A 22749-nucleotide genomic window follows, 5' to 3' on the forward strand; every position below is an offset into this window, starting at 1 on the left:
TGGTGAGGGCTGATAATCAGTGCCGGATGGACAAAACTTCCACTAATTAAAGTTTTACTTTATTACAAATTTTTCATGCTAAAATTGTCTAATTATAGTATTCGATTACATATGTAAAATCCCTTTAAACAAAAACGATTTCATCGTCATATGTTATAAAGGGATTTCTAGGTTCTATTTCTATAGTTTTATCGTACTATTCTCTATACAAAAGCTTTGTAACTCTTCGACATCTTTCACTATATGAATCGCCCCAGCATCACTCAATTCATTCTCATTACCATATCCATACAATACACCTATTGAAGCAATTCCGTTACTGTTCGCACCGATTACGTCATGCTTTCTATCACCAATCATCACCATTTCTTCTTTTTGAAGTTCTTCATTTGTTTGTAAAATATGAGCAATTATTTCTTCCTTTTTTATTCTTGTCCCATCTAAATTACTCCCTACAATCTCTTCAAAAAAAGATGTTAACTGAAAGTGCTCTATTACTTGTTCCGCAAATACAGTAGGCTTTGAAGTTGCTACAAACAAACGATTGCCAGCATCCTTTAATTCTTGCAATAGGGCTCCAATTCCATCGTATACTTTATTCTCTAATAAACCACTTTGCTTTAAATATTCCCGAAAATAAAACACTGCTCGTTCTACTTCTATTTCATTCATATTATATCTATCTACAAAAGATTGTTGTATTGGTGGGCCGATAAATGAATCTAACTCGCTTATATTTACTTCTTCGATCCCGATTTTTTCTAACGCGTATAGAACAGAATTTATAATCCCTTCTTTCGGATCAGTTAATGTTCCATCTAAATCAAATAGAAATGTTGTATACATATTTCATTCCCCCACTGATTTTATATCTACCCCATTAAGACCATTCTCCTACTTGCACCTTTACTATACTATCACCATTTAACTTTTCAGAAAATTACTTTTTCTACCCCTTATACTTTCAGTTACAAAATCACAAAAGATATGATAAAGTGAACAAGTTATAATTAATTTAATAGAAACTGGTGAATCAAATGTCAATTACGTTAATTTTTATAATGGCTTTCACAATTGTTATCCACGCGGTTGAAACTAGCTCTTATAGTATTCGATTAGCTGGTGTACGTTTAAAAAAGATTGTCGTTGCCTTATCCATCGTAGGAATGGTACTACTTATTTCAAGAACGTCTAACTTACTACAAGCTTTTTTAATTGGTGGTATTGTCGATGAAGCAAAGCTAGATTCTTCTATTGATTTAGAGCATATTATACGGCTCGTTCTATTATCTGCTTCTGTCGGTACATTGCTCGCGATTATACTCTATCCAACTTTGACAAAGCTATTTGGATACGTAATTCAAAACTTTGAAACAGATGGTTCATTCATTCGAATGATGAAGACGAATAACATTCAAAAATTAAAGTACACAAAAAAATATGTACGCTTTCCAAAGTTTGAGATGATTCATCGAATGCGTATTGGCGGAATTCCGAAGCGAATTATGCTTATTAATATGTTTGCAACTGCCATTTATACAGCTGGTGTTCTTTCCGCACTATATGCTTCTTTTTTAAATCCGACTTATGCAACAAAGGCTACTACAGCTTCTGGTCTTGTTAATGGTTTTGCTACTATTTTATTAACAGTTTTACTAGATCCACGTATCGCTCTTTTAACAGAACGGGCTCTTCAATCAGAAGAAGGTGCTGAAGCAATGAGTAAGATGTATGGTTGGCTCATGATTTCTAGACTTCTCGGTACATTATTAGCGCAACTATTATTCATACCAGGTGCTTACTGGATTACATGGATTATTAAGCTTATGAATTAATTCACTCTCTAAAAAAAGTAGGTGTACTATCAAATGACTATTAAAACCGAACAAGATATTATTCAATTGATCCAAAATGATCCGTGGATAATGAATGTATTACAAATGGCAAAATCACTAGAGCTACCTGATTGGTGGATTTGCGCTGGGTTTGTCCGTTCTAAAATTTGGGATACTTTACATAACTACGAAGTACGAACAGCTACACCAGATGTTGATGTCATCTATTTTGATCAATTACATAAAGATGAGACATACGAACAATCATTAGAAACGAAACTAATGATTATGGATACTACTATCCCTTGGTCAGTAAAGAATCAAGCTCGTATGCATGTGGTGAATAACATGCCACCATATTCTTCTGCTGTTGATGCTATTTCTAAATTTCCTGAAACAGCAACCGCACTTGGTGTTACATTAGACGAGAAGAATAATGTCATATTAACATCCCCGTGCGGAATTGAAGATGTACTTTCATTACAAGTGAAGCCTACAGCCCATTTTCGTGAAACGAAAGAACGAATACATATGTACAAAAATAGGGTTAATAAAAAGAATTGGCAAAGCAAATGGCCTAACATTACAATCACTTATCCAGAAATTTAAAAAAGGTGCTTCTCATTATTAGAAGCACCCTTTCTTTTTTTATTTCAAAAAATGAATGACTGTTTCAGCAAATCGATCTGCTTCTTCATAATGTGGTGTATGACCACTTTCTTCGAATATGATATACTTTCCATTTAGAGAATCTCGATTGAATATTTCAATTTGCTTTTCACACGTTACTACATCATGTTTTCCTACAATTAATAACATTGGATTCTGTACATCTTTTATTTTTGATAATAATGACGTATGACATGCTCCCTCTGATTTTAATTTATCAAAATGGGTTTTTGAACGATTTGAAAATTGTTCCCACTCTTCGTCACTATATAAACTATCGTCCGTCTCATCTTCCTTATAATTGTAAATCTCCATTCTTTTTTCTTCTAATTCAGAGCTTAATCTTATATAAGCTTCTAGCAACTCTTCTGAACTAGCATTATTAGATGAATAATTCAGGCACTCTTCTGCCGCTGCTTCTTTTCCATACTTTATTAATAAATCCCCTGTTTTTTGTAACAAAGCTCTACTTGTTAATGAAAAATCGAAAGTTGGCCCTTCAAATATTATTTTCTCTATTGAATTTGGATACATCGCTACATATAACAATGCTAAATACCCACCAAAAGAGTGCCCGATTACCGACCATTTCTCAATTTGTAATAGTTTTCTTATTGCCTCACAGTCTTCAACTAAATCATTTAATCCAAAAGGTTCTTCCTCAGTAATTACTTCCGAACGACAAACTCCTCGTTGGTCTAACATAATTACATACAATGATTCTTTTAATCGTTCCGCTTGATGAAATGAAAAATCATAACAGCTCTCTCCTGGTCCACCGTGCAAATATAATACTGGTTTATTTTTAGGACTTCCATGTGTTTCAACATATAGCTTTTTCCCTCTAATGTTTATGTATTTCCCAACTTCAATCAAATTCGTTTTTATTATCATCACCTTCTTTTTTTACTGAATATTATAACATTTTTCCTTAAATGATCCCTATTACATTTAAAAAGACGATAATTATTGCAAGTGGTGCTATAAATCGAAGTAAAAATGCCCAACAAGTGAATACTTTCTTTCCGTAATTTCCACCTACAAAAAATTCTGCTTCTAACACTTTCTTTTCCATTTTGAATGATACGAAAATACTAATGAATAATGCTCCGAGTGGCATTAATATATTACTAGATAAGAAGTCTATCGCATCAAAAATATTCTTCCCAAAAATCGTAATATCACTCCATACTCCAAATGATAACGCAGATGGTATACCTACTAGGAAAATGCAGAAACCGATGATCCATGATAGTTTATTTCTTCTTTCTTGCTCGCCATTTGCTAATGCTGAAACGACCGTCTCTAGTAGTGAAAATGCCGATGTTAATGTCGCAAATGTAAATAACGCAAGAAATACTGTTAAGAATAGTCCACCGAATGGAATTTGACTAAATACAGATGGCAATACGATAAATAGTAATCCAGGTCCTTCTGTTGGCTCCATTCCTAATGAAAATACTGCTGGAAATATAGCAAGTCCCGCAAATAAAGAAACGAATAAATTCAATCCAACAATCGTAACTGCTGATTTTGGTAAACTTTCTTTTTTATTTAAATACGAGCTATACGTAACCATAATCGAAATTCCTATACTAATCGCAAAGAATGATTGCCCCATTGCGAACAAAATACTTTCTGAAGTAATTTTTGAGAAATCCGGCTGTAAGAAAAACTTCACACCTTGCATCGCATCATCAAGTGTTAATGAACGAATAATAAGAGCGACAAATAATACGAACAACGCTGGTAACATATATTTACTTGCTTTTTCAATCCCATTTTGTACACCTTTTGATACAACCCATATCGTAATGAACATAAATGCAAAATGTCCGATAATGGCCCAAGTGGGATTTCCAATTGTCTCTGTGAATAATGCACTATAATTTTGTCCTGGAGTAATAAGTTGTCCAGTTACTCCTCTGAATAAATAAATTAGTACCCATCCACCTACAACACTATAAAACGAAAGTAATATAAAACAAGTTCCAACACCAAGACGTCCAATCCAGTGCCATCCTGTATTTGGCGCTATACTTTTAAATGCTCCAACTGCTTGTTTCTGTGTACTGCGTCCAATCATAAATTCAGCTATTAGTAGCGGTAGTCCAATTAATACAGTAAATAATATAAAGATTAAAAAGAATGCTCCTCCCCCGCTCTTTCCAGCGATATAAGGAAACTTCCATATTGCGCCTAGTCCAATTGCTGATCCTGCCGCAGCCATTATAAAACCTAATTTTGAAGTCCATTGCTCCGTCTGTTTCATCTTATTTTCCTCCTAATTAAATCTTTTTATATAAATAATTAAATTTTATAAACCAGTCCAAATAAACCCTCCATTTCTTTTTCTATAAAATAAAAAATGGCCTAGCATCTCTTTAAATAAAGAGACGCTAAGCCATTTACTTAACGCGGTACCACCCTTATTGATTCCATTATGAATCCACCTTAGTAGTAATCGTTTGATTACAAACCTAATATCGAAGGTTAACCGTTAAGATTTACTAAGAATGTAATTCCGTTCCACCTTACTGCTCCTAGGCGAGTTCAGGATGTCATTTGACTATGTCGCACCAACCCATAGCTCTCTGTACAAATACATGACCTTACTACTCCTATTCAACACATTTTAATATTTAGAATATATTTTCTTTTTAAATTAATATGAAGTATATCGGTTATATTTATAACTGTCAAGGTATTGATTAATTTTTTTGTCGAAAAGGATTTTCATATAGATTTATAGAAAATATTTACAATAAAAATAAAAGGAGATTCAAACGTTATGTCACTATTTAAGAACGGTTGTTTTTTTGTTATCCGCTCATTTCTCATCATTCTTGGCATTATTGCAATTTGTTCCTTGCCACAATTGTTTTTTGGTACACCTCCAAATTCAGCAAAATCGCTAGCAATTCCACCTACACCAACTTTACAATTCAATTTTAGTAACTATTTAGATTCGATATCAAATGTTATTTCTTCTTTGTTTCATCCTACAAGTATTACTTATAAAATTAGCAATGCTGGCACTCAGTCGCCAGACCGTGATCTTTTTCCATATTTACTAGAATCATATACGCATACATTAACTATTATGATTTGTGCCTTCCTTATCGCCGTACTTCTTTCTACTACTTTTACTATACTTACATTTTACTTTCCTAAACGTATTCAATCTCTTATTCTTAAAACTTTACACGTACTAGAATCATTGCCAGACTTATTTTTTGTCGTCTGCGTACAGTTATTTGTCATTTGGATTTATAAAAATACAAATATACTCGTTACGGTTCCTTTTTCTACTATGCAAGAAAAAACATATTTGTTACCGATATTAACACTGAGTATTTTACCGATTATTTACTTATACAAAATTTGTTTGTTAAATTATAACGATGAGCTGCAAAAAGATTATATAAACGTTGCGGTCGCAAAAGGATTAAAACCGTTTTACATTTTATATAAACACGTGCTTATCAATGCCTTACTCTCCATCTTTTATAATGCAAAATCTATTTTTTTATTTATGATTTCCAATATGATCGTACTGGAGTATTTATTTAATTCCTACGGCTTATTTAAATTTTTAATTATGCATCAAACACCTGAAATTATTACGGTAAGTATATTAATTTTAACAATTCCATTCTATCTCTCCTTTGAACTATTAAAACGCATTTTACCAGGAAGAAGGGATTTACATGCTTAAAAAGGTAGTTTTTAATATACGATTTTTAATCGGTCTTTTTATTTTAGTAGCTATTATTATTTCAAGTTTTATTACGAAAGAGAAAGTAGACGCAGGAAAAATCAAACCTGTTCCTGCTTATCAATATATCAACGATAAAATAACTAGTACTGCCCCAGCACCGCCCTCTTTTTCTCACCCTCTCGGTGTTGATAAAGAAGGAAATGATGTTTTAGTTTGGACTCTATATGATGCAAAAACACCAATTTTTTATGCTGTAATTATTAGCTTTTTCCGTATCGTCTTTTCACTTATACTCGGTGTTCTTCATGCATATTTTTATCGATATGTACGATTTTTAGATATTTTATTTGAAACATTCCAATACGTCCCCACTACCTTATTAGCAATTTTTTTATTATCACCAGTATTGTTTGTATCCCCAGAGGATAAACACCTTTGGCTTACTTATACGCTTTCGGTTTTAATTTTTATTAGTGTACCTAATTTAGTACAACTTTTCAGCAATGAAATTCGTTTATTACTACAAAATGAATTTGTGACAAGTTCTAAAACATTAGGTGGTGGGTTTTTTCACATTTGTAAGATTCATTTAAAACCCTTTCTTACACCAAAGATTTTCATTTGGATTAATCAACAAATGCTACAAACTTTAGTTTTATTACTGCATTTAGCACTGTTTCAAGCCATTTCATTTAACATTGCTGGTACACTTGTTTCACTTAGTTATAATCACCAGTTTTTGAATATTTTACCTTGGGTAGCATTCGGCCCCGTTTTATTTTTCACTATCGTTATTTTAGCTGTGTATATGATGTTATCTGGAATGCAAACCGCACTAGACAAAGATGTAAATTATATAGATAACTCGCTTTTATTAAGTGTTTTAGCTAAAGAAAAAAACGAAAAAAGAAATCCCCTGTATCCTTTAAAAAGAAAGTTTATTAAAAGAATTCGCAACATACTATAAAAACCCCATTGTTCACAAAGATCAAAATGGTGATTTTCTTATTTATGATTTTTTCTATTTAGTATTACTACAAAAGCAAAAACACTTGTTTCCTTTCATAGACAATCAGCTGGCTCAGGAGTAGTCCTCTTTTTTGTTTCTATAAACTAACAAAGGACTGATAAGAAAATGCTACTTAAGTCTGCTATGAAAGAATTTAAGGTTTTGTAACCTCTACCCTCGAATATCCTAATTTAATAATATTCTACTTGTTATTTTTGTACAAAAATAAAGCAAGGATTTCTCCTTGCTTTTGTTAGTTTCTTTAATTGAGAAGATTAACTACTAATATTCTTATCTGCCACTCTATACAATTTATATCTATTTTGCCTGCTTCTTTTTCCGATTTCTAAATATAACCTCTAACGCTACTACTGCGATGAATCCTACAGTTAGTTGTAAACCTGTAAACAGAAGTTTATTATTTAGAGGAATATCAGGTGCACTCCACAGCAGCACTGGAGGAACAAGTATGCCTATGATTACAATGGTTCTCATTATCTTTCCCATTTTGTTTCCCCTATCGTATTTTTAAAATCTACATGTATTTTCCAACTAATTTACATTTCTACTAATTTCTCACGTAGAACCAATTCACTCTCAGTCATATACCCTCTATGCATTTCCTCTACAATTTTATCATGATTAAAACACAATACTTTTTCATCACCTAGATAGCCTACTGGGTAAGGAACACCCACATAATCAAAATCACGTTTATCTGCTGATACAATCATTCTTCCAATTATCATAATGACAGGTTCTACACCTTCTAGTTTCACTACTGTTCCGATTGGTAAAAGTTTCATTTATTTATTCCCCCTCTTATGTTATACATTATTTATTTTTAAATTTACTATACATCCGTTCGTAAAGTTTATTAGTACCAAGTGCACATGCTCCTAAAATAAGAACACCTATAATAAAGCCAATCTTTTTAGGTAATTCATAAGAAGACGTAATAGCAACTACAAGTAATATAACAATTGCAACATATGTAATATATTTTCCAGCCTTAATTGATTGCATATTAATATGCTCCTCTCTTAATCCTCAAACTTAATGGTAGCACCTAATCCATAACCATCTCCAACATATAATCCCGTTTCTTTTCCTAATTTAAAGTCATAGCCAAGTGTTCCCAAACCCAATTCACCTTTTACGACTACATCTTTATCTCCTATAAAAGGAACAAATTCTGGGATATGAAAAAGTTCCATCTCTACTTCATACCTTCTTTTTTCTTCTCCGCCTGCATCCATCATTTGATTCATTGATGCGCTTACATCCAGAAGATAGATTATATAAGCTGGTGTTTGTTGTGTTGCTTGAGTTTGATATAACATGTTTCATAACCTTCCATACATTATTATATGAACTATTTTTATATTCATATTTTATTATAACTTATGAATTTTCTATTTCTCAATTCATTATAAAATTTTCTTGATATAATTTACATATTTTCACACGAAAAAAACCATTATTATTCCCTTTAACATCTGTTGAAATGCACAAAACCCTTCTATATTATAGAAGGGTTTTAATGTTATGGTATAAGACGTGTACAATCTCTCGGAAAAGCACTCGCTTCTCTCACATTCGATAACTCTAAAAGCTTATACACAACTCGTTCTAATCCAATTCCAAAGCCGCCATGCGGCGGACATCCGTAGCGGAATGTATCTACATACGATTGAAATTTCTCTGGATGTAATCCTTTTTCTTTAAACGATGCGAGTAACATTTCATGATTATGAATACGCTGTGCACCTGACGTTATTTCTAATCCTTTATATAATAGGTCAAATGAATCCGTTATGGCTTCGTTCTCCTTATTCGGCATTGTATACATAGGTCGCGCTTCTTTCGGATAATGTGTAATGAATACAAATTCACTATTATATGTTTCTTTCACATATTTCCCCAGTAATTTTTCACCTTCTGTATCTAGATCCCCTATAGGAGATTCTTTTCGATACTTACTTTTCAAAACTTCTTGTGCTTCTGATAATGTGATTTTAGGAATTTCTGCAATGATAGGTACTGTTATTTGTAATAGTTGTAGTTCTTTTTCACATTTTTCTCCTACTTGTTGAAACATGTATCGTAAAACATCTGTTTCTAATTGCATCACTTCATGAAAATCATGAATAAATCCTACTTCTACGTCTAACGAAATATACTCATTTAAATGACGGGAAGAATTGTGATGCTCCGCTCTGTAAACAGGTGCAACTTCAAATACACGCTCGAGTCCTCCCGCTACCATCATTTGTTTATAAAACTGTGGTGATTGTGCTAAATAAGCTTCTTTTTGAAAGTATGGGAGCTTAAAAACATTCGCTCCTCCTTCTGCCCCTTGCGAAACAATTTTCGGAGTAAATATACGTGTGAAATCGTTCTCTATTAGAAATTCACTAAAGCTTTGAACAAGTGTAGATTTCACTTTAAAAATCGCCGTGGTTCGCTCATGTCTTAATGATAAGACCCGCTCATTCAATAATTGGTCTAAGCCAACTTGTAACTTCTTTTTATTTATTTCAAATGGCAGTTGTTCTGCACTATTTAATACGTTCACTTCATGTGCAAGTACTTCAACCCCTAATTCTGTTTTCGGTGTCTCAACTATTTCACCAATTACTTCGACGACACTTTCAACATCTACTTTATATCCAGCCAACTCGCTTTCTAATACGCATTGAATAACTCCTGTCCGGTCCCGTAATAATAAAAAACTAACATTGCCAAGATGACGAATCTTTTTTACCCATCCCTGTAGTAATACCGTCTTTCCGGTATGCTCCGTACATTCTCGTGTGAGTGAACGCTTCATTATTTGATCCATTATATTTCCCTCCAATAGTTTTATATTTATTTACGTTATTGTTATTGTTGTCGTCGTCATCATCCACGGTCACTCACCCCCTTTCAAAGAATACAAAAATCCGCCCCTATAAATAGGGACGGATTTTTCCGCGGTACCACCCAAATTGTCATAATGACCATCTTAGCCCTGATAACGGTAGGTACCGTTTGCTTTTACTAATAATCACGTTCAAAGCAACACTCACAGGTGTCTTTCCATCATGTGGTATCGCAATCTTCCCAGCAACCGATTGCTCTCTGTAGACCCATGCATCATGTACTTTTCCTAATCATCACTTTTTATATTTACAGAGTATTCTATCTCTTTGTTTTATAAAACGCAAGCCTTTTTAGGAAAATATTGCGATTTCTCACTAAACAGCCCCCTTCTAAAGGTATGTAATATGAACATTGAACTCTAGACAATTATCATTTGACAGCTTAGAAATATTTTATCCTTCTCAAATTCTTTCAATTGCACTTATTTTTCCATTTTATTACATGAATTACACGTTTCCCACGCATATTATTATTAAAGTTTTATCGGAGGTGTACATATGAAAAAAGCAATTAGTTTCTTTCTCCTTTTGTTTTGCCTTATTGTTGTAAATGAAACATATGCCTATTCGCCAAAGTCTTTACCAATCTCTCAAAACTCTGATCAATGGCAAGTGAATATTGATGAAGTAAAAAGAACGAGTGAAAAATTGTTACAACCAAAAAAAGGTGTATTTCAAACATATCATTTCTCTGTAAAAAATCTTGGAAAAAGTGAAGTGTATAATGTACAAGTTGAAGTTTTTCGGAATGAACCACATACGAAAACAAAATATGAACTCTTTTCCCTAAAAGAAAGTCGTCTAGCGGGCGGAAAAACTGGATTTGAACACGCTAATTTTCCAGTTTCTACAAAAGCAGATAAGATTGACGTGATCATTACGTGGCAAGAACATCCTTTCCTCTCCATGAGAAACGGTCAAAAATTTGAATCTAGAAAATTTAAAGAGCATTTTGTTTTTAAAGAAGCAGTAAAGTAAATTTATCGGTATATGTACATTATTACCGATATCAATAAATTTTCCAGTACCAGTTCTTAAGCAAATTAAAAACGTCGTGGCTTATAAATGCCACGACGTTTTTAATTAATTCGTACTAATCCCTCTCGCTGCCCAAATGCGATCAATTTCAGCCGCGTGTTGTCCGCCGTATAAAAGAGCATCTGCTTGTTTAATCGCCTTCGCTCCATCACGGAATTTAGCATTTGGCGTTAATGACCAATGTGATTGTAAAATAATTTTTGTTGCTACATCACGCCCAAAAGCTTGCGCCATTTCATATTGACCTTGAGCCCAAATTTCCCCATCATTATGCACTTCATTCGTTATATCTTTCGGATATACTTTATTCGTATCTAATCGGCGTAGGCACGTTGGATCTGAACTAGAATAAGCAGTCGCATCCCATTCTCCAACACATGCTTTCCCGTATCCTGTCGTCGATACCGCATCTTCATAAGTAGCACCTAAGAAGTCTCCAAACCCTTCTCCCATCGCTCCACCTTCTGGTGAACTTCCGAAGCCTGGTACTTGATTATCTTGAATAGAATGTCCATATTCATGCGCGATAATGCCCGCATCTTCTGCATCATCTACTCCGCCAGTACCGAAAGTTAAGGCTTTCGTTGATGGTGAATAAAATGAGTTATCATCAGTTGTACCATTTACATTCACTTTAATAGAACGATTATTAATATTGTTAATGCCCAATCCTTGAATGTAACGCTGCAATGTATCGATATGATAATACGACATAACATCTTCAAAGCTATCATTTGCACGTGTATAGTTAAATTGTAAGTTTGTAGATTTCGTCTTCGCTTTTGAAGAAATTGTAACATACTCACCAATTAAAAATCCTGTACCATCTAAACCTTTTAACGTAACAGTTTTCAGTTGATTCGTTAGTGCTGTTGAATCTGCATCATTACTATCTTTTAATCCTGTTTTACTACCACTAGATACGACAGGATTAGGTAAAAATACTTTTCCTGTTCCTTCTGCTTTTCGGTTTATATCAACCTTTTTAATTAACTTTCCATTTTCTGCATCAATGAATGTTTCCCATGCACCGAATGGATTATTAGAATGGACTACCACTTTATATACTGGAAGAGCGACACCTTCTTCAACAATATATCCGAATTCTTTTTCTGTAGGAGCCCATAGATTTTGCTCACTTTCTCCTCCAACATACGCCATCGATTTTTGTTCTGCATCTTTTTCACTAATTTTTTTCGTAACTTCCTTCACACCTGTAACAGGCTGATAATCAGAAACGGCAAGTAATCCTTTTCCCTCACCGTTAAGAGTAACTGTAATTTGTTTTGAAAATACAGGAGCACCATTAACTACTTGTTGGAACCTAACATATGAAGCTACTGATGTTTCTGTTGTAGAAATATATTGTAAGTCTGAAAGGTCCGCCTTCAATCCATATTCCGTAGCATGTCCCTTTAAATATTCAATTGCTTTTTTCTGTGGTGAATAAGCTTCTAACTTTACTTGCTGTTGTTTTTCCAGTGCCGAAACAGTAGAAATTGTCCCCATTACTAATGGCACAGTCATTGCCATTGCCACCATTTTTTTGTTTAACATAGAACCACTCCCCCAAATAAATTGAAACCTTTACCCCATTCCTATAAGGCTATTACTGTCCACAAGTAACGAAATAAAGTGAATCTACGAGTATTTCTATACGAGCAATTCTATTACCTTTCCATTTAGGGTGAGTGAAATTTTCTCAATATTTATGTATAAAATGAGAAAAATACTTTAGAAATATATTTCTTTTACCAATTTCCTTCACCTTATATTATTTTAAATAATGTATTGAAAAATAGGATATTTTTTACCTAACGGTAGGTTGAAAAAAGTTACTGATGAATGCTACACTATATGTAACCTGTTTTATTAGGAGGACTTATCATGAGCAAAAGTGAAGAAACACTCTCTTCCATAGTTGGAGCAAGTTATCGACTATTTGCCAGACACGGCATTGCCAAAACGACCTATACAATGATTGCTGAAGAAGTTGGTATCGCCAAGCCATCTATTTATTATTACTTTAAATCTAAAGATGCATTAATCGAAAGTATTTTTAATGAATTATGCGAAGCGATGCAGTTCTCCTCTTTCTTCCATACAGAAGAGTTTACGAAAGAGAATTTCATTGAGAAATGTATTGAAATTGGCTTTAAAATGATAGACGAACAACAGAAAGATCCTTATTTTAATCGTGTATTACAAGAATATGTATTACTATCTTCAAGAAACGATATGTACAAAGATCGATTACTAACTGTACAAACAGAATATTTAAACGGATTTGAATCACTGCTCACAAAAGCAAATGAACTTCAACTCATTCAAAATAAAAATCTAGTTTCAAAAGCTCATATGTTGGCATTAGTACTTGATAATATTGGAAACTTCATGATGTTTGATGTAAATATGAATTATAAACAAATATGGATTGAAGCTGTCCACAGCATATTCGAAAGAAGTGATTCATATGAAAACTAAAAAACGAATTATCGGCTTAGATTTTGCTAGAGCGTGGGCGATGTTTGGAATGTTACTAGTTAATTTCATGGTGATAACAGGGGCGGAAGGAAATGGGCCTCCTCTGTTAAAAACCTTTATGTCATTTTTTGAAGGTAGAGCTTCTGCCTTGTTTGTTATACTTGCTGGGATTGGCATAACTTTAATGACTAAATCATCTGTTGCTAGCCAAGAGAAAATAAAAATCAATACCAGCCGAATATTGATTTGGAAACGATCACTATTCTTATTTATTTTAGGATTATTATTGTATGTAATGGAATGGACGGGTGATATTTTACACTACTACGGCGTTTACCTTTTCATCGCTGCATTACTAATTACTGTACGAAGAACTATACTAATATGGCTTTCTATCATTATTTTACTTGCTGCACAATATCTCCAACTTACTTTCAACGCCTTCGAAGGATGGGGAGGCACAATCCCATTTATAAACTATATAGACTTTTGGACCTTAAAAGGTTTTCTTCGTAACTTATTTTTTAATGGCTATCACCCTATTTTCCCATGGTTTTCTTTCTTCTTAATCGGTATGATAATTGGCAGATTAGATCTTCATAATAGAAAAATTAGACATAGATTGCTCTTACTCGGTATAACAGTAACGATAATTATAGAGCTATTGTCCAAAGCGTTAACTCACCTTTTTATCCCATACATTGGTGAGGAAGCATCTACATTTTTGTTTAATACAGGCCCTATTTTACCAAATATATTATACGTCGCATCTGCTGCAGGATCCGCTATTGCTATATTAATAATTTGCCTCTACATTGCTGAAAAACATGAAAAAAATTGGTTTATTACATCCATTGTACAAACAGGCCAATTAACATTAACTCATTATGTAAGTCATGTATTTATCGGTATTGGGATATTGATTCTATTAAATAGGATGGAACATCAAACACTATTATTCGTTTTACTATTTGCTACTGGATTTTTCATTTTCAGTGTATTATTTAGCGTTTTATGGAGAAAGAAATTTTCTAGAGGCCCTATCGAATGGATTATGAGGAAATTGGCCGGATAATCTCTTAGCATGCAAAAAGGAAGTTGGAATCATTCCAACTTCCTTTTTTCTTTAATTAGCCGCGTTTAATTTAATTCGGACTTTTGTCTCACCTAAAGAAAGTTCATCGTCCTGATTCGTTAAGTGACCAAATGTAAATTGCTTGACGAGTAAGTTTTCTTCCAATAAATCTTTATGACTCGTTAATGTTTGCTGTAGTTCTTCTTCTGTATCAAGAATTACATCCACTCGTAAATTAACCGGTAAATTCAACTGCTTACGATATTCTTGAACTGCACGAATAAATTCACGTGCTACTCCTTCTTGTAACAATTCCTCAGTTACATTCGTATCTAACATAACCGTATATTGTCCGTTAGTCGTATTTGAGAATCCTGATTTCGCAACTTTCTCTACTAATACATCTTCAGCCGTGACAATTACTTCTTCCCCTGCTGTTGCCTCATATACTGCTTTTTCTGTTGATACAAAATTTTGTACTTCTTCTTGTGATAATTGTTTTAACCACCCGTTTACTGCATTCACATTTTTACCAAACTTCGGTCCCGCTGTTTTAAAATTCAGCTTTAATTGATATGATGTGTATTTCGATTCATCCAGTTCAACATGGAATGCTTTCACATTTAGCTCATCCATTACGATATCACGATAAGATTCCCAATCCATATCACTTTCGTTATGCTCAAGTAATACAAGCTCTGCTAACGGCTGTTTTACTTTTAATGAATGTTGATTACGATTACTTCTTCCAAGTTCAACAACTTGTAAAACAGCGTCCATTTCCGCTTCTAACTCAGGCTGGATAAGTGATTCGTTTACAACCGGATAATCTGCTAAATGAACGCTGCTTCCTTCTAAATTCAGATGAATATCCTCAGCTACAAACGGTGTAAATGGTGCGATTAATTTACTAATTGTTACAAGCACTTCATGAAGTGTTTCATACGCAGCTGCTTTTTCAGGATTCATACCAGATTCCCAAAAACGATTGCGTGAACGTCTTACATACCAGTTACTCACTTCATCTACAAGAGCAGCAATTTCACGAGCTGCATTTGTGAATTGATAATCATCAAGTGCAGCTCTTACCTTTCTCGTTGTGCTATGCAATCTTGATAACACCCATTCATCTAATTTCGTACGCTTAACTTCATATTTTTCTTTCGGATTATATTCATCTAAACTCGCATATAACACATAGAAGCTATACACATTGACTAACGTATCTACAAATTTAGATTTCGCTTCTTGTACTGTTCTTTCAGAAAATCGTTTCGCATTCCACGGCGCACTATCAACGAGTAGAGCCCACCTTAGAGCGTCGGCACCAAACTTCTCTACTAAATCAACAGGATCTAGTGCGTTACCTTTACTTTTAGACATTTTCTGTCCTTCTTCATCTAGAACATGCCCAAGTGATAATACTCGTTTATATGGTACTTTCCCTGTATATAGTGCCGATACCGCTAATAAACTATAAAACCAGCCACGTGTTTGATCAATTCCCTCCGCAATTACATCTGCTGGAAACTGTTCTTCAAATAACTCTTTATTTTCAAACGGGTAATGATATTGCGCAAAAGGCATGGAACCACTATCAAACCAAACATCAATTACTTCTGGTGTACGGTTCATTGTACTTCCGCATTTTTCACAGCACACTTGTACTTCATCTACATATGGCTTATGCAATTCTAAATCTTCAGGCGTTTCTTTTGTACTATGCTTTCTTAATTCAGCAATACTTTTTGGTGCGAATTGATGATCACAGCTTTCACATTCCCATACGTTTAACGGTGTTCCCCAATATCTATTTCGGCTAATATTCCAGTCCACCATATTTTCTAAAAACTTACCAAAGCGTCCATGTTTCATATGATCTGGATACCACGTGACAGTATCATTATTTTGTAAAAATGTTTCTTTAATCTCAGTTGTTCGGATTAACCAACTTTCTCCTGCATAATAAAGTAATGGTGAATCACAGCGCCAACAATGTGGATAGCTATGCTCATATTTTTCTTTATGATATAGTAAACCTTCCTTTGCTAAATAACGAACGATATCAACGTCACATTCTTTTACAAACTTACCTTCAAGAAATGGTACCGCTTCTGTATACTCACCTTTTTCATCTACAACATGTAAGAACGATAACCCTTCACTTTGAACGACTTTATAATCGTCCTCCCCATATGCTGGAGCGATATGAACGAGTCCTGTACCACTATCCGCAGTAACAAAATCTGCCGCAATAACACGGTATCCATTTGTAACTTCCTTCATCGGAAACGGTGCTGTGTACGATGTATTTAATAATTCTTCACCTTTATGAACAGATAGTACTTCATAGTTTTCTTTTAGTACTTCTTGTACACGTTCTTTCGCAACAATGTACACATACCCTTCTTGTTTCACTTTAACGTATTCCATATTCGGATGTACGGCAAGTGCAACATTCGCTGGGAGTGTCCACGGTGTTGTCGTCCATCCAAGGAAATATTCATTTTCACTATCTTTCACTTTAAACTTAACTGTCGCGCTTAAATCTTTCACTGTTTTATATCCTTGTGCAACTTCATGTGAACTAAGAGATGTTTGACAGCTTGGACAATACGGTGAAACTCTATGCCCTTTATATAACAAACCTTTTTCATGAATCGTCCCTAAAATATTCCATACACTTTCGATATATGGATTCTCTAGAGTAACATACGGATCATCCATATCTACCCAATATCCAATACTCTCCGTAAATTCACGCCACTGCTTCTCATATGTGAATACACTTTCTTTACACTTTTGAATAAATGGTTCAATGCCGTACTCTTCGATTTCATGTTTACCTGAAATACCAAGTTGTTTTTCAACGCCTAATTCTACAGGTAATCCATGTGTATCCCATCCGGCTTTTCTTAAAACTTTATATCCAGCCATCGTTTTATATCTCGCTACTAAATCTTTAATCGCCCGTCCAAGTGCATGGCCGACGTGTGGTAATCCGTTCGCAGTTGGTGGCCCTTCATAAAACACAAAAGATTGTGCGCCTTCTCGATTCTGAATTGATTGCTCGAAAATACTTTGTTCGTTCCACTGCTTACGAATACGTGTTTCTCTCCCTACAGCTGACTCTTTTACATCTACTTTTTTCATGTACAATCACTCCTTTGAATTTTTTAAAAGCACACAAAAAACCCGTCCCTATGAAGTAGGGACGGGTTTACCCGCGTTACCACCCTAATTCTATTAGCTTTTCACTAATAGCACTTAGCAACGTACTAACATACGCGTTCTTTGTAACGGTAGACATCCGTCCGAGCTTACTTTATTCAGCCACGGCTCCTCGGAGATGATTTTCAAATAACGTCTGCACACCGGATTTCAGCAATACACCGGCTCTCTGGGGAACAGCTCAATATTTTACTCTTTCTCGTCTTCAGATTTGTATACTTTATTAAAAGTTATTTTATGCCATTGGGCAATTAATTGTCAACTAATTCAAAATATATTTTTATTTATACCCTTTTTCTCTATTCTTATACAATTACTTTTCAAACTCTCGCAATCCTGCTAAATCTTCATCTTCCTCTGCAAGTTCAGCGAAAAATCCTGTTTCATCTTCACGAAGCACAATTTCAAGTTCTTCTTTCGCTTCTTCATTTCTATTTAATAACGCTAAGTAACAAGCATGATCGTATCTTGCTAACAAGTCAGTAGCATCAATTGCTAATATTTCACTTGTTATTTTTTCTGCCTTTGTCGTTTGCCCAGCTTTATGATACGAAGATGCTAAAGCAAGAAGAATTGCCGTTTCATTTGGATGATGTACAGAAGCATCTTCTAATAAATAAATCGCATCCTCATACCTCTCTTGACTTTGATATACTTCTGCTAAAGCAAGGAATCCTCTACTTACAAATGGCGTTTTCTCAATTAATTGCAAGTGAATTTTTTCGGCTTTTCTTTCTTCGCCTAGCTTACATAATACATTCGCTTGTAAAAGAAGAGTATCATAATCATCCGGTAGCTCTCGAACCATTTGTTTCGTTAATTCAAAAGCATCTCGTAACATATCCTCTTCCTCACACTCAATGAAAAGATTTACAAGTTGCTTCGCTACATCATAATCCCACTTATTTTCTAACGATGTTTGTAATACCTCTATCGCTTCTTTATTCATCGCTGCATTCTCGTAAAATAGTGCAAAACGCTGCGCTGCCATACTATTTTTTGGATTTAACTTTAAGGAGATTTCAAATAAATCGATAACAACTGTAATCATTGAAATTTCCTTCGCACGATTTTTCATGCGATAAAATGCTCTTGTAAATATAGATTTTTTCGGTTGCTCATGTTGCTGCCTTTCTACTAATCTTTCGGCAACCGCAGTAGCTGCATACACAAACGCTCTACTTCTTTCTGCTTTTCTGACCTTTAACGTATGAAGTGCGTCTCTTATTTGAGATAATTTTTTATGTTGCTCCATTGCTTTTACGTACACACCAAATATACGTTCACTTTCTAAATCTTTATGCATTACTTTCAGCGCAACTTCGATTGCTTCTGCACTCTGCTTTTTAACTAGTACTTTCGCATAATGATATAGTACTTCCACATGCGCTTCATCTATTTTCATTGCGCATTCAATATATTCTTTTTCTTTATTTACCTCATCCATCGCACCATATACGTATGCAATTGCATCTAAACGCCATATTTCTGGTACCTCTTCTGCTAATTGTTCTAGTTCAACTAGCAATTCTTCATGAAGATTCAAATCTACTGAAAGCTGTGCCAAATATTCCATATTAATATGCAAAGGCTCTTCTTTCATTGCCTGGACCATATGACTTTGTTCTTTAGAACTATTTTCTTCTTTTTCATATATTTCTGCTAGTTGCACATGTACACCTGTGAAATTTTTATCCATTTCTAAACATGTTTCATACGCATGCTTCGCTTCTTGAAATTGCCCTAACGCCATGAATGTTTCACCGATTCGGAAATACGGCAATGAATCCTGTTTTTTCTTAAGTGCATCATTATACCGTTTTATTGCTTGATCATACTGTCCAATAGATTCATATAAAACACCAGCGTAACAACCGTATTCAATTACTTCCGTTTTCTCTTTTTCTAACGTTCTTAAAAACGCTATGCCTCGTTGCACAAAAGCTGTGTCTTTTATTCGATTTACATACTCATCCAACACGCTCGCTATATTAGCGTATACGCTTCGTATACCGATCTCTAATTTAGAAAGTGCAAGTTTTAACCCTTTTTCATCCCCACCTAATGCAATTTCAGCATCCCATAGCACCATGCCAGCATTCATAAGGAAATCTTGATTGTCTTCAAATTGCTTATTAATACTAACAATATAGTTTTTTGCATCCTCATATTGTTCCTTTGCCATATAAACTTGAGTTAAACCGAAATGGGCATATACATCTTCATTATTTTCTTCTAAAGAACGCTTATATATAGTTTTCGCTTCTTCAAGTTCATCATTTTGAAAATGCACATCTCCTAAACGAACATATAAAGATGCCTGATCTTCACAATTTTGAATTCCTTGGAATAAAATTTCCTTCGCATTATTCCCATCATCCAAATCTGATTCATAGATTTCCGAAAGCTTCGTATATAAATACGCTGCCGTTTTATCTAATTGAATTGCTACTTTAAGTCCTTTTACCGCCAAATACACTTTTCCTAAATGCTGAGCACATCTTGCACGTTCATACCATATGTGCGCTTCACACTTATATTCTTTTAATAAATCATTAAAGAATCCATATGCTTCTTCATATCGTTCTAAATCTATTAAAATCAAACCGTGATTTACAAGTGTAAACCTTTCTGGGCTACGTTCTATAGCTGTTAGAGAATACTCTAGCCCCTTTTCGGATTGATCCATATACATGTATGATAATGCTAAGAAACTCCACGCAACTGGTTGATCTGCATCCAATTGTAATGATGAACGAAAACTAGCAATGGCTTCTGCATAATTATCTTGCTCAAAAGAGTAACGTCCATTTATAAAATGATACAACGCTTGATTGCTTTTCTTCTCCACACTTTGAAGCATATGTCCTGCTTTTTCCATATCTTGCAGGCGAATAAAACACTGTGCACTATGCAATTTCACAAAGTCAGAGCTCGGAAACTTTTCCATTAATTTTTCTATACAAAACTGAATAAAATCTTTATCTACTTCAGCATCTAAATGTTTAATCGTATATAGCCAAGTGTTTGGATTTTCACTTGTTTCTTTTAAAAATAGTACTAACTTTTCAATCCCCTCTTTATCTTGCTCAGCTAAATGATCTGTAAGAGAAAAGATTGTTTTATAATAAGTGTGTTCTTCCTCATTTAAAAATGAAAGTTGTTCTATTCTATCTTTCGGTATAAACGTAATAGCTAAACAATCTGTATAACGATATTTTTCTTGCAACTTATCATATTCCACAAGAATCGGTTCCAAGAAATTCGGATCTTGAATATAAAAAGCTTGCAGTACATCGTCATAACCAGAAAGCACTTGTACATGGGAAGCGTGCTCAATATCTATACTTAATAAAACGGGAATACCTTGATTGAGTAATCTCTTATAATTTTCCTCATTCCCTTGAAAATAACGATATTCGTAACCTTGCTCTTCTATATATGTAACTGTATCTGAAAACTTAGAACCTGTTACATCAAAAATATATTGTGCAATTTCATCTTGCGTACGTTTTTCTCCCCATACCCCTAACATCATTTCCAAACTTGTCGGAACGCAATAGTTATCCTTTTGTACAACCGGAACTATCGGTAAACGAACCTTTTTTCCATCAGGATTTTTTTCTATATGATGATATAGAGAATTCTTCAAACTCTTTTCACTTTTCAATAGTGCTTGCAAATCGTGAATACTATTCGTTTTATAAAATGCTTCTGCACGTAAATGTATAAAATAAGTTGTATATGCATGATGCGGAAGCATATGATTAATTTTATCTATTACCGCTAACATTTCTTCATAGCGCTCTAAATCTAATAAATATTTTACTTTTTCAAAATAGAAATATGGTACTTGAGGGAACTTTGCAATCGCATCATTAATAAGTTGTAATGCTCGCTGCTGTTCACCTTTATATGCATATAATTGCGCCAATAAGTACGTAGCTAACTCTTCACAATCTTTATGCTGCTGACCGGATAAAAGTTGTTCCTCTGCCTTCTCCCACTCACCAGTCTGTATATATAAGTAACCCCATTTATCAAAAACTGCACGTGTACTATACTTTTCCGCCTTTTGCATATAGGCATAGGCCTCTTCATTTCGCTTCATATCTAACAAACATCTAACTAACGTAAAATATGCTTTCGTTAAAACATCCGCATCAGTTTCCTCTTCATTTACCTCTTCCAAAGAATCTTTTAACAATTGTTCAGCATCAAGAATTTTACGCTCATCAATTAACTCATCACAATATAAAGAGAGCGTTCTCATATTTGGGAATTTTTTATACGTATACCGAATTAAAAAGGAGCTATATTGATGCATCAAACCTTCATCAGCAAGACGAATTAATGTATCAAACTCCTTGGGTGACGAGACGTTAGAAAGCCAGTTCTTCGCGTATGATAACTTATTCGTTTCTTTTATATGTGCAATTTCATTATTTATCTCATGTAATCCATCTACAAATCTCTTTTCTTTCAAACAAATTTCTAATTGTTTAAAATCTAGCATGTATTCACCTCAAATAATTATTTATACTGCCATTTGCAAGCAGTATTCTAACCTACTTGCTTAGATTTTACACATCATATAGTATGCATTCAACTAAAACCTCATATAATGAACGATATTATTTAATATTATTCAAGTTTATAACTATTTATAATAAAAACGAGTATTTTGGCCCTTATTTTGTTTAATTTAGTAAAATATCATATATTCAAAAAACCCTTTCAAATATGTTGAAAGGGCTCTTTTG

Annotated in this window: 17 protein-coding genes, 1 pseudogene and 3 other annotated features; of the genes and pseudogenes, 7 read left to right on the forward strand and 11 right to left on the reverse strand. The window is 34.0% G+C overall.

What is annotated here, in order from left to right; genetic code table 11:
• Positions 1-180 precede the first annotated feature (180 nt).
• Complete coding sequence (locus tag V7038_RS19500) at positions 181-846, reverse strand: HAD family hydrolase (protein ID WP_070128302.1); 666 nt, start codon at positions 844-846, stop codon at positions 181-183.
• Positions 847-1037: 191 nt separating this feature from the next.
• Between V7038_RS19500 and V7038_RS19505 the strand changes: the two genes are divergently transcribed.
• Together V7038_RS19505 and V7038_RS19510 are read left to right on the forward strand one after the other, a co-directional pair.
• A complete protein-coding gene (locus tag V7038_RS19505) occupies positions 1038-1835 on the forward strand; it encodes a lipid II flippase family protein (protein ID WP_002189473.1) in 798 nt (265 codons plus the stop codon).
• 33 nt (positions 1836-1868) lie between these two features.
• Positions 1869-2444, forward strand: a complete 576-nt coding sequence (locus V7038_RS19510; protein WP_335695518.1) for a nucleotidyltransferase family protein — start codon at positions 1869-1871, stop codon at positions 2442-2444.
• Between the two features lie 39 nt (positions 2445-2483).
• On the opposite strand, the gene V7038_RS19515 is transcribed toward V7038_RS19510, so the two are convergent.
• A complete protein-coding gene (locus V7038_RS19515; protein ID WP_335695519.1) occupies positions 2484-3398 on the reverse strand; it encodes an alpha/beta fold hydrolase in 915 nt (304 codons plus the stop codon).
• Positions 3399-3435: 37 nt separating this feature from the next.
• Positions 3436-4776: a sodium-dependent transporter gene (locus tag V7038_RS19520; RefSeq protein WP_070128301.1), complete on the reverse strand. Its 1341-nt coding sequence runs from the start codon at positions 4774-4776 to the stop codon at positions 3436-3438.
• 117 nt (positions 4777-4893) lie between these two features.
• Positions 4894-5142: a binding site (T-box leader), on the reverse strand.
• Positions 5143-5295: 153 nt separating this feature from the next.
• Between V7038_RS19520 and V7038_RS19525 the strand changes: the two genes are divergently transcribed.
• Positions 5296-6222, forward strand: coding sequence for an ABC transporter permease subunit (locus V7038_RS19525; protein WP_002202172.1), 927 nt, complete (start codon positions 5296-5298; stop codon positions 6220-6222).
• Positions 6215-7192, forward strand: coding sequence for a peptide ABC transporter permease (locus V7038_RS19530; protein WP_335695520.1), 978 nt, complete (start codon positions 6215-6217; stop codon positions 7190-7192). Before V7038_RS19525 ends, V7038_RS19530 begins: the two co-directional genes overlap by 8 nt.
• Before the next feature lie 360 nt (positions 7193-7552).
• Here the strand turns inward: V7038_RS19530 and V7038_RS19535 are convergent, their stop codons facing one another.
• The 5 genes and pseudogenes from V7038_RS19535 to aspS all read right to left on the reverse strand — a co-directional run bounded on the left by V7038_RS19535 (position 7553) and on the right by aspS (position 10079).
• Entirely contained in the window at positions 7553-7741 is a 189-nt protein-coding gene (locus tag V7038_RS19535) for a hypothetical protein (RefSeq protein ID WP_002202174.1), read from the reverse strand.
• A gap of 50 nt (positions 7742-7791) precedes the next feature.
• Positions 7792-8040 carry a DUF4176 domain-containing protein gene (locus tag V7038_RS19540; RefSeq protein WP_002202175.1) on the reverse strand — a complete coding sequence of 83 codons (249 nt, stop codon included), beginning with the start codon at positions 8038-8040 and terminating at the stop codon, positions 7792-7794.
• A 28-nt stretch (positions 8041-8068) separates the two neighbouring features.
• Positions 8069-8260: a hypothetical protein gene (locus V7038_RS19545; RefSeq protein WP_002202176.1), complete on the reverse strand. Its 192-nt coding sequence runs from the start codon at positions 8258-8260 to the stop codon at positions 8069-8071.
• A gap of 17 nt (positions 8261-8277) precedes the next feature.
• A pseudogene (locus V7038_RS19550) lies at positions 8278-8466 on the reverse strand (WXG100 family type VII secretion target); the annotation flags it as partial.
• Between the two features lie 314 nt (positions 8467-8780).
• A complete protein-coding gene (gene aspS / locus V7038_RS19555) occupies positions 8781-10079 on the reverse strand; it encodes an aspartate--tRNA(Asn) ligase (protein ID WP_002202178.1) in 1299 nt (432 codons plus the stop codon).
• A 111-nt stretch (positions 10080-10190) separates the two neighbouring features.
• Positions 10191-10402: a binding site (T-box leader), on the reverse strand.
• A 254-nt stretch (positions 10403-10656) separates the two neighbouring features.
• On the opposite strand from aspS, the gene V7038_RS19560 reads away from it, so the two are divergent.
• Positions 10657-11136 carry a hypothetical protein gene (locus V7038_RS19560; protein ID WP_070146467.1) on the forward strand — a complete coding sequence of 160 codons (480 nt, stop codon included), beginning with the start codon at positions 10657-10659 and terminating at the stop codon, positions 11134-11136.
• A gap of 105 nt (positions 11137-11241) precedes the next feature.
• On the opposite strand, the gene V7038_RS19565 is transcribed toward V7038_RS19560, so the two are convergent.
• Complete coding sequence (locus V7038_RS19565; protein ID WP_002202180.1) at positions 11242-12753, reverse strand: M36 family metallopeptidase; 1512 nt, start codon at positions 12751-12753, stop codon at positions 11242-11244.
• 330 nt (positions 12754-13083) lie between these two features.
• On the opposite strand from V7038_RS19565, the gene V7038_RS19570 reads away from it, so the two are divergent.
• Together V7038_RS19570 and V7038_RS19575 are read left to right on the forward strand one after the other, a co-directional pair.
• Complete coding sequence (locus tag V7038_RS19570; RefSeq protein WP_002202181.1) at positions 13084-13680, forward strand: TetR/AcrR family transcriptional regulator; 597 nt, start codon at positions 13084-13086, stop codon at positions 13678-13680.
• Positions 13670-14755, forward strand: a complete 1086-nt coding sequence (locus V7038_RS19575; protein WP_002202182.1) for a DUF418 domain-containing protein — start codon at positions 13670-13672, stop codon at positions 14753-14755. Before V7038_RS19570 ends, V7038_RS19575 begins: the two co-directional genes overlap by 11 nt.
• 51 nt (positions 14756-14806) lie before the next feature.
• Here V7038_RS19575 and ileS read toward each other — a convergent pair whose 3' ends face one another.
• Both ileS and V7038_RS19585 read right to left on the reverse strand, forming a co-directional pair.
• Positions 14807-17908 (reverse strand): isoleucine--tRNA ligase, encoded by a 3102-nt coding sequence (gene ileS, locus V7038_RS19580; RefSeq protein WP_002202183.1) that lies wholly within the window; start codon positions 17906-17908, stop codon positions 14807-14809.
• A 54-nt stretch (positions 17909-17962) separates the two neighbouring features.
• Positions 17963-18201 (reverse strand) — a binding site (T-box leader).
• 98 nt (positions 18202-18299) lie between these two features.
• A complete protein-coding gene (locus V7038_RS19585; protein WP_335695521.1) occupies positions 18300-22502 on the reverse strand; it encodes a tetratricopeptide repeat protein in 4203 nt (1400 codons plus the stop codon).
• Positions 22503-22749 lie beyond the last annotated feature (247 nt).

Source organism: Bacillus sp. JJ783, from assembly GCF_036963225.1.
Lineage (GTDB): Bacteria > Bacillota > Bacilli > Bacillales > Bacillaceae_G > Bacillus_A > Bacillus_A cereus_U.